This window comes from Citrobacter sp. CK180 (genome assembly GCF_030333655.1).
GTDB classification, from domain to species: domain Bacteria; phylum Pseudomonadota; class Gammaproteobacteria; order Enterobacterales; family Enterobacteriaceae; genus Citrobacter_B; species Citrobacter_B koseri.
Genome location: NZ_JAOWFM010000051.1, coordinates 204489 through 220101 on the forward strand (window position 1 = coordinate 204489; position 15613 = coordinate 220101).

The following is a 15613-nucleotide window of genomic DNA, read 5'->3' on the forward strand; positions in this document are numbered from 1 at the left end:
TGATGATGTCTTCTGATAAAGAAATCATGGATTTTGTCTTTGCCGAGCAGCATCCGTCTGGAGGGGTTACGCTACTCATCGACGGCAACCGGCGAAAAGACCCTGGCATACAGCGCTGGGTTATGGATGTCACCCGGACATGGGCTGATGCAAAAACTGAGTTTGTTACACTCAGCGAACTGAACCGGCGGCGTGAAGTGGCAGAACGTCAGGGCCGTGGGCTTAACCAGGGTGTGAGCGAGGCGGATCTAAGTAACCGTGACGTCAGTGTGTCGCAGGATAAGGTCATCAGCTATATGAGGCTGGGTAACGACTTTAATGCCTCTGATATTCATATGGAAATAAGCGGTGATCGCAAGATTTGCATCGTTCAGTTGCGTATTCACGGCGAGCTGGAGGTGGTGGATGAAGTGAAAGATGTGGAGGGTATGACGCTGGCCTCCACATCTTATCTTTCCATGTGCGACGTGCGCGAGCAGTCATTCTTTGCCGGTCGTGAGCAGTCAGGGCGCATCGATGCAAAGTTCGCCCGCCGCGCCGGCCTCTATGGCGCCCGCTACGAACACCGTCCTACTCCGGATGGGCTGATAGTGGTCATGCGTCTGATCCCGGATGACGGGGACAATATACCGACGCTGCCGCAACTGGGTTTTTTGCCTGAGCAGATTAAGCTCATCCTGCAGATCCTGCGTATGCCGGAAGGCATGACGCTGCTGACCGGGCCTACTGGTTCAGGGAAGAGCGCCACGTTGCGCGTGTTCAGTGATATCTGGCTGAAACTGACCGGCGGTAAAAAGCGCCTGCTCACGCTGGAAAACCCGCCCGAGGGGCGTATTCCGGGTGGTATTCAGACCCCCGTTATGCCGGAAGACAATTCACCGGAGGCCATCAGCCGCGCCTGGAGTAACGGAAACGCCTCTGCACTTCGTCTCGATCCGGATGCCATCCTGAACGGTGAGATCCGTGACCTGTATTCCCTTCTCGCCGCCATTTTCGCCAGTGAAACCGGCCACCTGGTGCTGTCGACCCTGCACACCCAGAGCCCTATCGGCTCCCTGCGTCGTATGGAGCATTTCGGTATTGATCGCCACCTTCTGGCGGATGCTGCACTCATCACTGGCCTGATTGGCCAGCGTCTGGTGCCGCTGTTGTGTGAACACTGCCGGGTACCGTGGGAAGTCAAAGTCCCTGAGCTTGATGAAGAAACCCGCGCGCGTCTCGAAAAATATTGTTCTGTCGCGGGCTTGTGCGAACCGAAAAATCTCTTCTTCCGCAACTATGAGGGATGTGAACACTGCCGGAAAACGGTACCACTGACCGGACGCATTATCAGTCGTGGCGTTACAGGGCGAACAGCTATTGCCGAAGTTGTCCGGACAGATGCTCGCCTGATGCAACTTTGGCTTTCACATGGGCCTTCAGTTGCCAGAAAGTACTGGGTAAACCAGGGTGGGATTACTCGCCGCATGCATCTGTTGCGTTATCTGGCAGAGGGTCTTGTTGATCCGCTGGAAGGCGATCTCATCTGTCCGCTGGATGAGGATGACATCATGGATTGTGAGGTGCCTGATGGAAAGTGACAGCCATTTTTATCCATCCCGGGAAATGTCGTTCCCTGAAAGGATTCGCTACCGGCTTGTCAGAGCCACTTTTACTGGGAAATACCGCCAGCCATTTTACGAAACGCTGCGCTTTCTTCTTGAAAACCGTAAGGCCCTGAAAGACGCGCTGACCATGATCGGCGATGTACATACTGATTTTGGCAGGCGCTGGCATCCTTATTATGAACTTGTTCAGGACTGCATCGAGGGTGTGAACGACAACCGTCCTGGCCGCGCGCTGCAGGATGTTCTGGCTGCCTGGGCACCTTACGAAGAGGCCGCGCTTATCAGCGCCGGGATGGAAACCGGTAATATTCCTGCCGCGCTGATGCAGGCTGATAAGTTGATTGTTGCCCGTCGGCGAATTCTTGGGCAGGTAATTTTTGCCTCAGTATTTCCTGCCGCGCTTGCCATCCTGAGTACGGGGCTACTACTGGCCAACAATCTCGCACTTGTTCCCACCATGAGCAAAATGTCCGATCCAGCTCGCTGGACCGGTGCACTCGGGTTTATGAATGGAGTAGCGAAGTGGAGTTCCGAGTGGGGTGTTGCTTCTGCCGCTACAGCCGCAGGGCTTGTGCTGCTGTCTTTCTGGTCGCTGCCCCGCTGGCGCGGCCGTCTCAGGCGCTGTGCTGACTGGTTACTACCATGGTCTGTTTATAAAGACCTGCAGGGAGCTGTATTTCTTATGAATATTGGCGCGCTTCTTGGTTCGGGTGTCCAGGAACTCAAAGCTTTGCAGATCCTTAACGGTTTTGCACCGCCCTGGCTGCAGGAACGCATCGAGGCCGCGATGGAGTGCATGAGTGAAGGCGATTCACTTGGCAGAGCTCTGCGTAACAGCGGATATGATTTTCCGAGCCGTGAGGCTGTGAACTATCTCTCTCTTCTGGATAAGGGGGATGGTGCTGCTTCGCTCATCACCAATTATGCGGACCGCTGGCTGGAGCAGGCGCTCGCGCGCGTCGCGCGTCGGGCGAATGCCACCAAACTCTTTTCTCTCGTTCTGATTATGAGTTTCTTCTTACTCATCCTGATGATGGTGATGCAGATTCAGGACATGAACACTTTCAACTTACATTAAGGAACCGCCATGTCAGCTCAGACATTACCACATCGCCAACATCAGCCTGACCGGGGCTGGGGCATTCTTGAACACGGTACCATTGCGATCGGGACGATTATCGTACTGGCTCTGGTTGGTGCTCTGGTCTGGAGTCTTTGGGGGAAAAAGTCCGTTGCCGTTGAGGTTTCAAATCTCCAGACCGTCGTGACAAACGCGCAGTCGCTTAAGCAGGCGCAGGGGGGATATAACTTTACGAGCGGTACAACTATGACGGGAACGCTTATCCAGCAGGGGGGCGCACCAAAGGCTGGCTGGACTATCCAGGGAACAGCCAGTTCCGGTACCGCTACGATGTGGAACGGTTATGGTGGTCAGGTCGTTCTGGCTCCTGTGGCATCGAATGGATTTAACAATGGATTTTCAGTTACAACGCAGAAAGTTCCGCAGGCAGACTGCATCTCTATCACTACACAGCTCGGTTCCGGTGGAGCATTCAGTGCTATCACCATTAACAGTACTGATTACAGTGACGGTCTGGTCAGTGCAGAAGAGGCAGGCAAAACCTGCTCATCAGACAGCGGAATGACAGGTAACAATACACTGGTCTTCACCCATAACGGCTGATGACATGCTGCGCCTGTCCGCTTTTCTGCTGCTGATTTTGGTTTGCCCACGGGTGGATGCATTCTGCTTTGAATCGGCGGGCGCTAAATACCACATTGACCCGCTACTGGTTAAGGCAATAGCCATAGGTGAAAGCAGCCTGCGACCGGATGTCACAAATATTAATCGTGACAAAAAGACCGGGCAGGCACTCAGTACCGATTATGGACTGATGCAGGTCAATTCATCGCATATCGCTTCGCTGATAGCGCAGGGTTACATTCGCAGCTCACAGGACCTCCTGAACCGTCCGTGCCTCAACGTTCAGATAGGTACCTGGATACTGGCGAAGCATTTTCAGGTATGCGGCATAAGCTGGAACTGTCTTGGCTCTTATAACGCAGGTTTTCGTAAGGACCGGCATGAAACTCGCGAGTCCTATGCCAACCGGATTTATGCCATTTATCGTCGGCTTTTACTTAATGAACGGGGAATAAAACTGTGACACTGCTGACGCTGAGTATGCCCTGGCCAACTGTCATTATCATTTTTCCTCTATGCCTCAGCTTATTCAGTTTTATGAGGAGCCTGGTTCGTCTCAGCCTGATGATATTGGATGATGATCAGGAATGGTTTGCTGTTTTTTTCGCCCCTGCATCCACCGGCTTCATCTGGCTTTACGCTACAGCGGCAACTGGCATGATGCTGTCCCCTGTGCCGCTACTGGAGCGACTGATGTCTCTGTTGTTCTGCCTCTTTCTTTTCAGGTTGACGCTTACCGATGCGTTCACAGGATTTCTGCCCCGAGAATTGACGATAAGGTGTCTTATTGCCGGTCTTGTTTCCGCTCTTATCGCTCCCGGCTTTATAGGGCACTTCCTCACAGCTACCACTGCGCTGGTGATTTTTGGCGTCTGGCGTTATGTCACCTTTAGGATTCATGCCCGTGAGTGTCTGGGGCTTGGCGATGTCTGGTTGGCCGGTGCTATTGCGGCCTGGTTGGGAGGGCGAGAGGGGCTTTATGCTCTGCTGATCGGCGTGGTGCTCTTTGTGCTCTGGCAGATATCTGTTCGTCGCATAACTGAAGGAGGGCCGATGGGACCCTGGCTGTGCGCCGGCGCGATTTCTGTGACCCTGTTTAAATTGTATCAACCGCTTATTACATGGTGATGCCTGTGTTCACATATAAAACGACTGACCGGGGCTGGGCTATCCTCAGCACTGGTGCTTCATTGATTATTCTCCTGGTGGTCAGCGTCTGGGGCTTTACCCTTATCAGTGACTGGATGCAAAAACGGACCTGGCTGAATACCGCGTCACAGGTATCTCGCTTCACACAAGCTGTGAAGAGCTACACTGGCCGTTATTACGATACTTTGCTTTCAAGTGCCACCACCACGACCCCGGTTACGGTTACACCCGCTATGCTGAAAAACACCGGATTTCTGGAGCAGGGGTTCAGCGAGACGACAGTAGACGGACAGGCTTACCTGGCTGCTGTTGTTCGTAATGCCACTAATACAGATCAGCTGCAGGCACTGGTTTACACTCAAAACGGCGCGGCACTGCCTTTTCTCGCACTGCGCCAGATATCAATGGATATCACCTCTGGTATGGGCGGCTATATATGGACATCAGGAACTGCTACCGGCGCTATGGGCAGCTGGACTATTCCTCTTTCACAGTTTGGGATAAGTACAACTCAGGGACATATTGCGGCTTTACTGACCACAGATGAACTGGGCGCTGCTCGCGGTGAAAATGATCGCCTTTATCGTTTTTCGGTAACCGGCAAGCCAGACCTCAACACGATGCATACCAGTATTGATATGGGAGGTAACAATCTTAATAACGCAGGCACGATTAATGCCGTAACGGGTAATTTCAGTGGCGATGTGGCGGCCACTGGAAATATAACTGCGAATGGAACTGTTACAGGACAGAATGTTACTGCCGGTTCAAACGTCACCGCAGGAAATACAATAACGGCTAACAACGACATACGTTCAAATAATGGCTGGTTCATAACTCGAGGGAGTAAGGGATGGCTAAATGAAACGTATGGCGGCGGTTTTTATATGTCAGATAATGACTGGGTTAGAGTCATAAATAATAAGAATATTTATACAAGCGGTCAGGTTCGTGGTGGAAGTGTGCGGGCTGATGGAAGACTTTCTACAGGAGAAGTTTTGCAGCTCGACGGAGTCAATACTGCTGGCGCAGTTTGTTCACCAAACGGCCTTGTAAGCCGCGACGCCACTGGAGCCATACTTTCCTGTCAATCCGGTGTGTGGATTAGCCCAGGAAAAGGACGGTCAGGATATTACTGTAGAAGGACTTCCTTCGATAAAGGACGTTCAGATGATTACGTAGGTTATACCCCTCGCACCGATGACAATTGCCCTGTTATTAATCCAGGTCAAACACCAAACGGATATTGCAGTTGTATGAAAATCATACTCGACTACTGAACTGTCAATCCGGTGTGTGGCAAGGCAATGCTGAAATCGGTGATTTGTTCTTCTCTCCTGATATCAGCTCCGGTCAATCACGTAATATTGGGCAACATAAATATTGTGCATTGTCTCAGGCGCGATTCGATTACAACAATTACCGAGCGTGCGTTTTGGTTAGAAACGCAAATGGCACATGGACGTTGTCGGCTCCAAAGGTTGGTAATGGGCAAGCAAATTGCGTTGCCGTGTGTTTCTGACAACTGACTGTCAATCCGGTGTGTGGAGATCGGGCCAAGTCAAGTTCACCACACAGGCCTATAACATCGGACAAAATGTTATTGATCAGTATATCGGAATACATGCGTACTGCTCCTGGACATATCTTTTCAGCGCCCCGTTGGGAGGAACTCAAAAGGTCTATAGCGACGGGAACAATGGCTGGAGAGTCACCAATACCCCTTATAATGGATACCAAACTGGCTCTTCGGTTTCGGTTACTTGTCTTAACCTTCCGGGGGCGGGAATTTGACTGTCAATCCGGTGTGTGGCAAGGAAATGAAATTTCTACTGTTTACCCAGGATATATTGACTATGGATCACATGTAGAAATGTTCGGAACCATATACGGTATTGGCGACGATAGCTGTGTCAACAGCGGATTTCCGGTACTGGTAAGCCAGGTTCTATCGCTTACAGGAAGTGTATCTGATCTTAGTTCTCTGGCTAATGCTGGAGTAACCTCTGCTTACTTTACAGTCATAAATGGAAGCCAATTTCGCGTTTGCGTAAAAAACAAAGATTCAAGCCGCAGCAACAACATTGCGTGGCGTGCATTAGCAATTAAATAAACCTGTCAATCCGGTGTGTGGGTATCTGGCGGAAACTACAGCGGGAATTATTCTTCACTTGGCTCATTTGTGTCAGCTTACACAGCTATCAATACCACCGGTAAGCCCATGACAGTATATGCATCTGGGGGAGTATCCACAGTGAACCGGCACGTCGAGGATGGTGACAATTGCAGAAACACATGGGCTTTGTCAGGTAGTGTTGATGGGCGCGTTATCACCGCCGCGGGTACAGCTAATTCAAGCTGGAGTAAGTCGGGTACGATTAATTTTATCGTACCGGCAGGCTCTTCCTTCACTGTTATGTCTAGCCCGTTACCCTCTTATGGATGCTCTCCAGGGAGTTTTAGCCTTGCTATATACTCATAATCTATGGGAGCTATACCGTCAGAATCGTACTGAAGAAATGCGCAGTAGACTGATATTCCATCCGGCGTGTAGTCAGGCACATCAAAGCCCTTGAGTTCACTACACACAGGATTTGGCGTCTAATTAGTGGCGCAGTTTGCTATAGCCTGGAAGCACGCTGCACCTTTTGAATTGTTCGGTAAGACGATGTAGAACCGGTCATTTACAGGATCAAGAGCCATGGAATCGGGTGAGTTATGATTGGAACCATCAGACCAACTTTTTAAAGTGTAAGAACCACCTATAGCCACTGTACCGGACGGACAATAAGCAGACGCAACCGCTTTATTGGCACAGGTGGTTTCGCCAAAAACGGTTTGCATTTTGATTTTTGATGCGGCTGCCCACACACCGGATTGACAGTCAAATTCCGGCACCAGGTAGATTTAAGCAAGTGACAGTGATTGTCCCTCCTGATTCGTAATCACCCCATCGCGTATTGGTAACAAACCAGCGATTTGAACTATCTGCATATACCTTCTGAAATCCACCAAAAGGTGAACCATTTAAGTTCGTCCATGAGCAATAAGCATGGATTCCAATATCACTGTTAGTGACATTTTTCCCCACATCGAAAGCCTGTATCGAGAACTTGTTTTGGAATGATTTCCACACACCGGATTGACAGTTAGCTAAATGGGCAGCAAAACGCATCGACATGCTCATCATCAACATAGGATGGAATCTGAAACCAACGGACAGATTGAACTATCCATCCCGCAGGGCATGAAGCCGTTTTATAACCGCCAATGTTATCATTGGCATTTGGAGCGGAAACCCATTTACAGGAAGAATTATTGATTTTTCCAGCTCCAGTCCACGCACCGGATTGACAGTGGTATGTGATATATTTCTAATCTTTTTAGGAATATGCGATGCAACTCAGACAGCGAATTAAGAAAATGGAGCTGGGTGTAGCTCTTGATAAATATTACGGTTGTGCATCTGTGCAAAAGCGGGGCCATCTGCAGGAGTTTTATCGGATAAATGTTATAAAGCGTTCAGCTCTTGCCAGGCGATACATGCATGAGATTACTTCGGTTGATATTGCAGAATACCGTGATCAGCGACTCTCTGAAGTAAGTAGTAAAACGGGGCGAACTAATAGCCCTGCAAGTGTCCGACTTGAACTTGCGTTGCTATCTGCCCTTTATAACCTTGCTCGAATTGAATGGGGAACATGTACTCATAACCCTGTTGAGCATGTACGAAAACCACCGGCCTCCAAAGGGCGAACCCGAAGATTGACATCTCAGGAGGAGCGAAAGATTGGCAGGGCGCTGGCAAAACGAAATATCGAGTTGGCAGCCATTTTTCATTTGGCCCTTGAAACGGCTATGCGTCAGGGGGAGATCCTCTCACTTCGCTGGGAGAATATCGACCTGCACATTGGCATCGCTCATTTACCTCTCACTAAAAATGGGAGCGTACGGGATGTTCCGTTGTCGTTTAAAGCAAGAAAGGTATTAAGAGAGTATTCCGGCCCTCTATCCGGACCTGTTTTCAGTTATACATCCAATGGGTTTAAAAGCGCCTGGCGAGAAGTTATACAGGCTTTAGGCATTGTCGATTTGCATTTTCATGATCTACGACACGAAGCTATAAGCCGTCTTTTTGAGCTCGGAACACTGAATGTCATGGAAATTGCAGCGATATCAGGACACAAGAGCCTGACGATGCTAAAACGCTATACCCACCTTCGTGCGACGCAGCTGGTTAGTAAACTTGATATACGTAAACGACAGACGCAGAAACTGGCGGCGATCTTTGTTCCGTATCCTGCTGAACTTGAGAGCAGCAATAACGGTATTGTTTTACGCTTCTCTGATCTTGAACATCCTTCACTTGAAGCGCAAACAAAGGAAGACGTTATCCAGAAAGCCTCTTTTGAGCTTCTCAGAATTCAGGCTCTTGCTGCTCGTTCTGGAGAACGACTCCCTCCACCAGGCAATATCAAAGCTAATGACCCAACTCGTGTGCTCATTAATCCGCTCTGAAATTTTGCGAACCCCTGGATTCAAACACATCTAAAACAAGGACGTTTTTAGACAGCGCTATTATGATAGTGGCCTTTCCAGATGATCCCCTCCGACCTGGTTTCCCCGCCGAAAAAAACTTCAGAAATGGCAGATGAGTTAATCATCGCCATAGAATGACGTTTTTTGCACCTTATGGCTGTTCTGCGCAGCTATAAGGATTTTGAAATGTCAGTCAGTCAAGTCGTCCCGGAAGAAGTTATACCTGAAAATCCAGAGGTTACTTCTTCGAAAGTTGTGCCTGCTGAGCCAGAGGCTCGCCGGTTGGTTCCCATTAACCTGAAAAAAATAGTCCGGATTGGAGGTCTGGGATTCCTCATTGTTTCTCTTGTTGGTTCTGTGGCCACGATTGTGATCATGGCACAGCAAATCTCTGATCTGAGTATTCGGGTGAACTCCCTGGATGCCGCTTTTCGCAGCGGTCAGATGAGCCAGTTGTCTGGTTCGGTTACTTCGCTCGAAGCTCAAAGCCGGAAACACGAGAAGCAGCTCGAGTCTGTCTCATCAGGGCTTGAATCAGTACAAAACCAGTTAGCTGATTTTCAGGGGGAACATTCAAAATTAACAGGAAGCATTAACAAACTTTCCTCAGAAGCCCTGGCGCGGCGTACCGCGATAGACGAACACTCTGAACGTATTGATGACATTAACTCACGGTTGTCACAGGTTGAATCGCGAGTTGCCGGGCTGAGCAAAGCTGAAAGCAACACTTCTCAGAAAGAATCGAAGCAGAACCAGCAACCAGTCACTAAGAGCAAAACATCTTCAAAATCCGGGACAGGCCAGATCGTAAAAAAGCCTGAGCGGTCAGTCAGGCGCGCAGCTGTTGAAGCACCGTTTGTACTGACCGGCATTGAGCGGCGCGGCGGGCAGATGTTCGCAGTCGTCATCCCCCGTGGAAATTCCCAAATATCAGATATGCGGTTGCTTTCACCGGGAGACGGGATGCTGGGGTGGACGCTTCGTTCTATCCAGGACAGTGGTACTGCTGTTTTCAGCGTGAACGGTACCCAACATAGTTTACAGGTTCAATAAGAGACCAGACATATGAAGCATCAGATGAGAAGAATTTTGATGGCAGGTGTACTTTCCTTGCCGCTGTGTGTGGCGGCATCAACAGTTACCACTCAATCGAATCAGAGTCAGCAAACATCCCTGCAGGCATCATCAGCAAACCAGGTTCAGACGCAGCAACAGGGTCAACAATGGGGGCTTTCAGATGAGGACTGGAGTCGCTATCAGTCGTTGATGAAAGGAGCCAGAGGCATTATGTCCCCTGGTCTTGATCCTCTTACTGCCCTGGGCGTCGAGACAGATAATTCATCTGAGCGCCGTCGGCTGGCTGAATTGTGGGTAAAACACGAATACGCCCGTACCGAGAAAGAACTCGCATTTCAACGAGAAATAAACACTGCCTGGCTTCGTCTTTATCCTGAAACATTGGCCGTGAATATGGGGAATGCCGCGGGTATCGCTCATGACACACAAGGAAGACTGGCGTTATTTGTCAAAGAGTCATGTTCACGCTGTGATGCCCGGCTTGCTGCTGTTATCGCCGACAACAGACCGGTAGATATTTACCTTGTCGGAAATGACGTGAGCGACGAAAAAATCAGATCATGGGCAATAAGCCATGGCATACCAGTCGAAAAAGTGCGTAATCGGCAAATTACCCTAAATCATGATCGCGGTTTGTGGCAGCGCTATGGGCAAGGTCAGATGCCAGTTATTTTGCAGCAGGGAGAAGAGGGATGGCAAATTGCCGCATTCTGAAACTGGCTTGCTGTTTATGGTTTGTCAGCACTGGTTGCCTGGCGGTCGTGAATGTAAATAGCAGTGTTCAGGTAGTTCCGCAGGCTTATCGGGTCATTGCTGCTGCCGAGCGCGTTCCGGCAGAATCGCTTTACTCGCTGGCGATGGCCGAAAGCACCCGTAAAACCGCATGGGGGTCTAAACCATGGCCCTGGACTATTAATGTAGCAGGGAAAGGATACCACTTTGAAACCCGCGAGGAGGCCTTTGCGGCACTTCTTGGATTTATGCAGCGCTACCCTCTCAAGCGTATCGATGTCGGTGTAGCCCAGGTCAATCTTGGGTGGAACGGGCATCTTTTCCCATCCTTTCGTGATGCTTTTGATCCCTACACAAATCTTCGTGCAGCGGCCCGAATTCTCCGTGCCTGCTATGACGCTCAGCCTGGAAGCTGGATTAAAGCTGCTGGCTGTTATCACCACCCGGCCGGTGGTAAGCCGGCAGCAAAATATATGGCTATCGTACGCCGCAAGCTAAGTCAGATCGCACCTGATATTAAGGTCCCTGAAGGGGGGCCGGTTGCTCTGGCCAGTCACTCATTAACCTGGGTTGAACCTCAATGAAAAAAAATATCGATAAATATTTCAATGGCATCTTTTGTGTATCACTGCTTACAGCAGCGTTTAGTTGTTTTGCTTCGCTGACAGTGGTCGGGGATCTGGGCGGGGAGTCAACCAGACCATTATTCGAGGCGATTAATTCAGGTGAGGAGTCGCATTTGTCCGATGTTTCTTCCTTGCCTGAACCACCGTCATCGCTGTCTATTTCCGATATGTTGCCCGTTAATACACCGGAAATGACACCCGGAAAGGTGACGTCTCGCCCTCTGCAGTTACCCGGTTTGCCCCCTGTTTTTGTGATTGGCGATGATGATATTTCCCGAGCCTGGCTGCGGCAGCGTGGTGCTGAACTGAAAGGGATGGGCGCCACAGGAATGGTAGTGAATGTTACGACTGAAAGTGCGCTCAACACGCTTAGAGGACTCTTGCCAGGTACTGAGATGGTCCCTGTTCGCGGCGGTGATTTGGCAAAGCGATTGAATCTGACGCATTACCCTGTCCTGATTACCGCTGATGGATTAGCGCAATGACCACAGTGGTTTTCATATTATTGGCTTTCATTTCACTCACAGCTTTTTGGCTGCGGTGTAATACAAGAAGTGCCCGTGTCCGCAGACATCAGCGTAATCGACAGACGGCTAACAGGGTGTTGCTAAAACTGCCTGAGCTGAAAGCGGGGCAGCAGGTTTTATATTTACGGAAGATTAATCCCTATGTTTTCGAGGAGATGATTCTGACCGCCATAGAGCGGCGAGGAATACCGGTCAGGCGTAATCCGAGTTACAGCGGTGATGGTGGTATTGATGGTCAGTTCTGGATTGGTCAGGAAAGGTGGCTTGTCCAGGCTAAACGATTTGCCAGTGCTGTTCGTCCTGAACATGTCCGCCAGTTTGGTGAGTTAGTCCGACAAGAAAAATGCAGAGGTCTGTTTGTACACACAGGACGAACAGGTTTTATCAGTTTTAAGTATTTCAGTGATTACCCGGAAATTTTGCTCATAAGCGGGTCTTCCCTTTTGCTACTGCTGTCTGGTGAATCCGTTGAACATGTTCTCCGGCCATTAAAAAAGAGGTAATACAGATGAATTTTTCCACATCAACATTACCGTTTATTGGTTCGGTGTGGCTTTTGGTTTCTTTCCGGATTTTCATATTCCGGTCTGTATTGATTTCTTTGCTGATGTTTGGGTTATTTCTTTTCTTTTATTTATTTCTAGCCGTATTCCGCAAGGCCACAGATTCTGCTCATTTATTCCTCAAACTCAATGATAAAACTTTTGCTCTGTTCCAGGGGAGGGCTTTTATATGAGCGACAAGTACGTGATGGAATCCCTCCTTCGCCCGGCGGTTGAACTGTATTCCGCTGCGGCGGCGGGTAGCGCAACCTTTATTTGCCTTACGGCCCCCTGGGCTGTCGCGCTCGCACCATCGGTCAGTTGGGTGACCGCCGCGGGGTTTGGTGTACTGGCGCTGAAGCGTACATCTGAGGGGATGAAAATACTCCGTTACCGCCAAAACATTCGCCGTTTGCCCCGATATGTACTGACCAGCGAGCAGATCCCCGTCAGCCAGCGGCACTTGTTCCTTGGCAAGGGCTTCCAGTGGTCTCCCCGCCATACGCAGCGTCTTCTGGAAGCGAGGCGTCCGGAGTGTGAGGTCTACGTACAACCTTCTGTTATTTATCGCCTGGCACGCGATCTGGAAAAAAAGATGGAGTACAGCTTGCCGTGGTTGTGCAGGCTGACACGAACTGATTCGGCGCTCAACCCGTTTCGCCCGTTGCCTCCTGTAGGAGGAAGCCCCATTTACCATGGTGTGGAACTGGATGAAACTACGGTCACCTATGATCTCGGAGAACGTGTAGGGCATACACTGGTTATCGGCACCACACGAGTCGGTAAAACCCGGCTTGCTGAGTTACTTATCACACAGGATATTCGCCGTAAAAACGCTGCAGGCGAGCATGAAGTTGTCATCGTGTTTGACCCGAAAGGAGATGCCGATCTGTTGAGGCGAATGTATGCCGAGGCACACCGTGCTGGTCGTCAGGATAACTTCTGGGTGTTCCACCTCGGATGGCCAGATATAAGCGCTCGCTACAATGCCGTTGGACGGTTCAGCCGTATCTCGGAAGTAGCATCACGTGTTGCAGGACAGCTCTCCGGAGAGGGCAATTCTGCTGCATTTCGGGAATTTGCCTGGCGATTTGTCAATATTATTACCCGCGCGCTGGTCGCACTTGGCCAGCGTCCTGATTACGGTCTCATACTGCGTTACGTGACAAACATAGGTGAACTGTACGAAACCTATGTTGAGAATATGCTGAGTGAAAAGGCACCACAGTTGCTGAGTACAGTCGAAGCGCTGTTAGGTAGCGGTATAAGCGAGAAGGATCTGCCGCGTCACATGCAGGGCAGGCCTAATGGCATGAATATCTGGGCTATTGAGCAGGTACTGGCCAGCGAAGAAGGAAAAAAACTGTGGGACCCGGTGCTGGATGGGCTACGTAGCGCTGTGCAATATGATCGAACGTATTTCGACAAAATTGTTGCGTCACTGCTGCCGCTGCTTGAAAAGCTTACAACTGGTAAAACGGCCGCATTGCTGGCACCTGACTATACGGACCTGAACGATCCGAGACCGATCCTGGACTGGCATAACATTATAAAATCGCGCGGCGTGGTTTATATCGGCCTCGATGCACTATCCGACCCTGTTGTCGCAGCAGCAGTCGGCAACAGCATGTTCGCTGATCTCGTTTCCGAAGGTGGACACATCTATAAATTCGGTCTCGGTGATGAGGATGGCAGAAAAAGTTCGAAAGTGGCGATAAATCTTCACTGTGACGAGTTTAACGAGTTAATGGGTGATGAGTTTATTCCTCTCATCAACAAAGGGGGTGGTGCGGGCTTCCAGGTGACTGCATATACGCAGACTCTTTCGGACATCGAGGCCCGTATAGGCAGCAGTGCTAAAGCGAATCAGGTAGTGGGGAACTTCAACTCATTGATAATGCTCCGTGTGCGTGAAAAAAACACTGCCATGCTCCTGACCGACCAATTACCGGAAGTTGACGTCTACCAGAAAACCCTTACATCGGGTGTCACTGACGTATCCCGGCCGGGAGAGGGTACTGATTTTAACAGTAACGTTCAGGACCAGGTCAGTCTGGTTAAAGTCCCGATGCTCAACCCTTCAGACGTTATCAACCTGCCGAAAGGGCAGGCATTTGCCCTGCTTGAAGGAGGGCGCCTGTGGAAAATCAGGATGCCGTTGCCGGCTGATAACGACGATCCTTACATGCCCGCGAGCCTGAAGCAGCTGGCTGACAACATGGAGCAGAATTACCGAACTGGAGAATCCTGGTGGACAGGCGGTGATGCGGCATATTCGGGGGGGCAAAATGTCTCAGCATGACAGAGATACTGCCAATCGCAGTTCGCCATCCCGACAGAAACAATCCGGACCATTCGGCATGTTGCTCTGGGATTTGCCTGTCAGTTTAATTGGCATTCTGCTGGGGTCGCTTCTGGTTAGCCTGCTGATCGAATATGCCTGCATTGCCTTACTCTGGCCTGACGAAGGTGCTTCACACAGCTACCGGGTGATGGTTGCAGAAAGCCACTGGTTGTCGGAAGGGTACACGCGGAGTTTACTGATGGCAGCGCCGGTTGAGACGATTTCGCGGTGGGTACATACCGCCTGGAACTGGTTGTTTGTCGATAGCGGATTCAGCCATTGGCTTCAATCATTCAGGGAAACTGGTCAGAAGGGGACTGGAGTTATCCCAACGATTAACCGGTTCGGTGACTCACTAATCGGCTGGCTTGGGGAGTACCTGCAAGCTACGCTCTGGGTAACTCTGATTTTCTTCATCAGGGTGATGATCCTTTTCCTGAGTCTGCCTCTGTTCGGCCTGGTGATTATCACCGGCATAGTTGAAGGGCTGGTCCGTCGAGATTTGCGTCGTTATGGAGCTGGATATGAATCGAGCTTTGTCTACCATCACGCCAAACGTTTTATTAAACCCGCACTTTACGGCCCCTGCATGTTGTATCTGGCCTGGCCGACTGCTGTCTGGCCAAATCTCCTGTTGCTGCCATCAGCATTATTACTTGGCGGTGTTCTGGCCATCGTCACGGCGTCCTTTAAAAAATACCTATAGCCCAGGAAGTAGCTGTTTCGGGAATTCCCCGGAGCCCGCTTGATGTCGCGGGCTTTTTT

Annotated in this window: 14 protein-coding genes; all 14 read left to right on the top strand. The window is 50.3% G+C overall.

The features are described 5' to 3' along the window. Positions 1-5: 5 nt before the first annotated feature. The 14 genes from OGV50_RS13555 to OGV50_RS13620 all read left to right on the top strand — a co-directional run bounded on the left by OGV50_RS13555 (position 6) and on the right by OGV50_RS13620 (position 15554). Positions 6-1580, top strand: a complete 1575-nt coding sequence (locus OGV50_RS13555; protein WP_046497107.1) for a GspE/PulE family protein — start codon at positions 6-8, stop codon at positions 1578-1580. After that, positions 1570-2685, top strand: coding sequence for a type II secretion system F family protein (locus OGV50_RS13560; RefSeq protein ID WP_032676566.1), 1116 nt, complete (start codon positions 1570-1572; stop codon positions 2683-2685). Before OGV50_RS13555 ends, OGV50_RS13560 begins: the two co-directional genes overlap by 11 nt. Positions 2686-2694: 9 nt before the next feature. Next, complete coding sequence (locus tag OGV50_RS13565; protein WP_038162015.1) at positions 2695-3291, top strand: type 4 pilus major pilin; 597 nt, start codon at positions 2695-2697, stop codon at positions 3289-3291. Positions 3292-3295: 4 nt separating this feature from the next. Next, positions 3296-3775, top strand: a complete 480-nt coding sequence (locus tag OGV50_RS13570; protein WP_032676569.1) for a lytic transglycosylase domain-containing protein — start codon at positions 3296-3298, stop codon at positions 3773-3775. Further along, a complete protein-coding gene (locus OGV50_RS13575) occupies positions 3772-4440 on the top strand; it encodes a prepilin peptidase (protein ID WP_000173819.1) in 669 nt (222 codons plus the stop codon). Before OGV50_RS13570 ends, OGV50_RS13575 begins: the two co-directional genes overlap by 4 nt. Before the next feature lie 5 nt (positions 4441-4445). Continuing rightward, complete coding sequence (pilV, locus tag OGV50_RS13580) at positions 4446-5741, top strand: shufflon system plasmid conjugative transfer pilus tip adhesin PilV (protein ID WP_430381672.1); 1296 nt, start codon at positions 4446-4448, stop codon at positions 5739-5741. A 2116-nt stretch (positions 5742-7857) separates the two neighbouring features. Then, positions 7858-8979 (top strand): site-specific integrase, encoded by a 1122-nt coding sequence (locus OGV50_RS13585; RefSeq protein WP_046497123.1) that lies wholly within the window; start codon positions 7858-7860, stop codon positions 8977-8979. A gap of 207 nt (positions 8980-9186) precedes the next feature. Further along, complete coding sequence (locus OGV50_RS13590) at positions 9187-10053, top strand: plasmid transfer protein (RefSeq protein WP_115190215.1); 867 nt, start codon at positions 9187-9189, stop codon at positions 10051-10053. Between the two features lie 24 nt (positions 10054-10077). Further along, on the top strand, positions 10078-10791 hold the full coding sequence (locus OGV50_RS13595) for a TIGR03759 family integrating conjugative element protein (RefSeq protein ID WP_032676698.1): 714 nt from the start codon (positions 10078-10080) through the stop codon (positions 10789-10791). Then, on the top strand, positions 10770-11393 hold the full coding sequence (locus tag OGV50_RS13600; RefSeq protein ID WP_032676575.1) for a transglycosylase SLT domain-containing protein: 624 nt from the start codon (positions 10770-10772) through the stop codon (positions 11391-11393). The genes OGV50_RS13595 and OGV50_RS13600 overlap by 22 nt, the downstream gene beginning before the upstream one ends. After that, the gene (locus OGV50_RS13605) at positions 11390-11920 is read left to right on the top strand and encodes an integrating conjugative element protein (protein WP_115190216.1); all 531 of its coding nucleotides are present in this window, start codon (positions 11390-11392) and stop codon (positions 11918-11920) included. The genes OGV50_RS13600 and OGV50_RS13605 overlap by 4 nt, the downstream gene beginning before the upstream one ends. Continuing rightward, a complete protein-coding gene (locus OGV50_RS13610; protein ID WP_032676577.1) occupies positions 11917-12465 on the top strand; it encodes a restriction endonuclease in 549 nt (182 codons plus the stop codon). Before OGV50_RS13605 ends, OGV50_RS13610 begins: the two co-directional genes overlap by 4 nt. Before the next feature lie 229 nt (positions 12466-12694). Then, entirely contained in the window at positions 12695-14806 is a 2112-nt protein-coding gene (gene traD / locus OGV50_RS13615) for a type IV conjugative transfer system coupling protein TraD (RefSeq protein ID WP_032676579.1), read from the top strand. Continuing rightward, on the top strand, positions 14793-15554 hold the full coding sequence (locus tag OGV50_RS13620) for a TIGR03747 family integrating conjugative element membrane protein (RefSeq protein ID WP_042999112.1): 762 nt from the start codon (positions 14793-14795) through the stop codon (positions 15552-15554). Before traD ends, OGV50_RS13620 begins: the two co-directional genes overlap by 14 nt. The last annotated feature ends 59 nt before the right edge of the window (positions 15555-15613 follow it).

Bases quoted from the DNA above. Each gene is read 5' to 3' on its own strand.
- OGV50_RS13555 (WP_046497107.1), top strand. From the start codon at position 6: ATGTCTTCTGATAAAGAAATCATGGATTTTGTCTTTGCCGAGCAGCAT.
- OGV50_RS13560 (WP_032676566.1), top strand. From the start codon at position 1,570: ATGGAAAGTGACAGCCATTTTTATCCATCCCGGGAAATGTCGTTCCCT.
- OGV50_RS13565 (WP_038162015.1), top strand. From the start codon at position 2,695: ATGTCAGCTCAGACATTACCACATCGCCAACATCAGCCTGACCGGGGC.
- OGV50_RS13570 (WP_032676569.1), top strand. From the start codon at position 3,296: ATGCTGCGCCTGTCCGCTTTTCTGCTGCTGATTTTGGTTTGCCCACGG.
- OGV50_RS13585 (WP_046497123.1), top strand. From the start codon at position 7,858: ATGCAACTCAGACAGCGAATTAAGAAAATGGAGCTGGGTGTAGCTCTT.
- OGV50_RS13590 (WP_115190215.1), top strand. From the start codon at position 9,187: ATGTCAGTCAGTCAAGTCGTCCCGGAAGAAGTTATACCTGAAAATCCA.
- OGV50_RS13595 (WP_032676698.1), top strand. From the start codon at position 10,078: ATGAGAAGAATTTTGATGGCAGGTGTACTTTCCTTGCCGCTGTGTGTG.
- OGV50_RS13600 (WP_032676575.1), top strand. From the start codon at position 10,770: ATGGCAAATTGCCGCATTCTGAAACTGGCTTGCTGTTTATGGTTTGTC.
- OGV50_RS13605 (WP_115190216.1), top strand. From the start codon at position 11,390: ATGAAAAAAAATATCGATAAATATTTCAATGGCATCTTTTGTGTATCA.
- OGV50_RS13610 (WP_032676577.1), top strand. From the start codon at position 11,917: ATGACCACAGTGGTTTTCATATTATTGGCTTTCATTTCACTCACAGCT.
- traD (WP_032676579.1), top strand. From the start codon at position 12,695: ATGAGCGACAAGTACGTGATGGAATCCCTCCTTCGCCCGGCGGTTGAA.
- OGV50_RS13620 (WP_042999112.1), top strand. From the start codon at position 14,793: ATGTCTCAGCATGACAGAGATACTGCCAATCGCAGTTCGCCATCCCGA.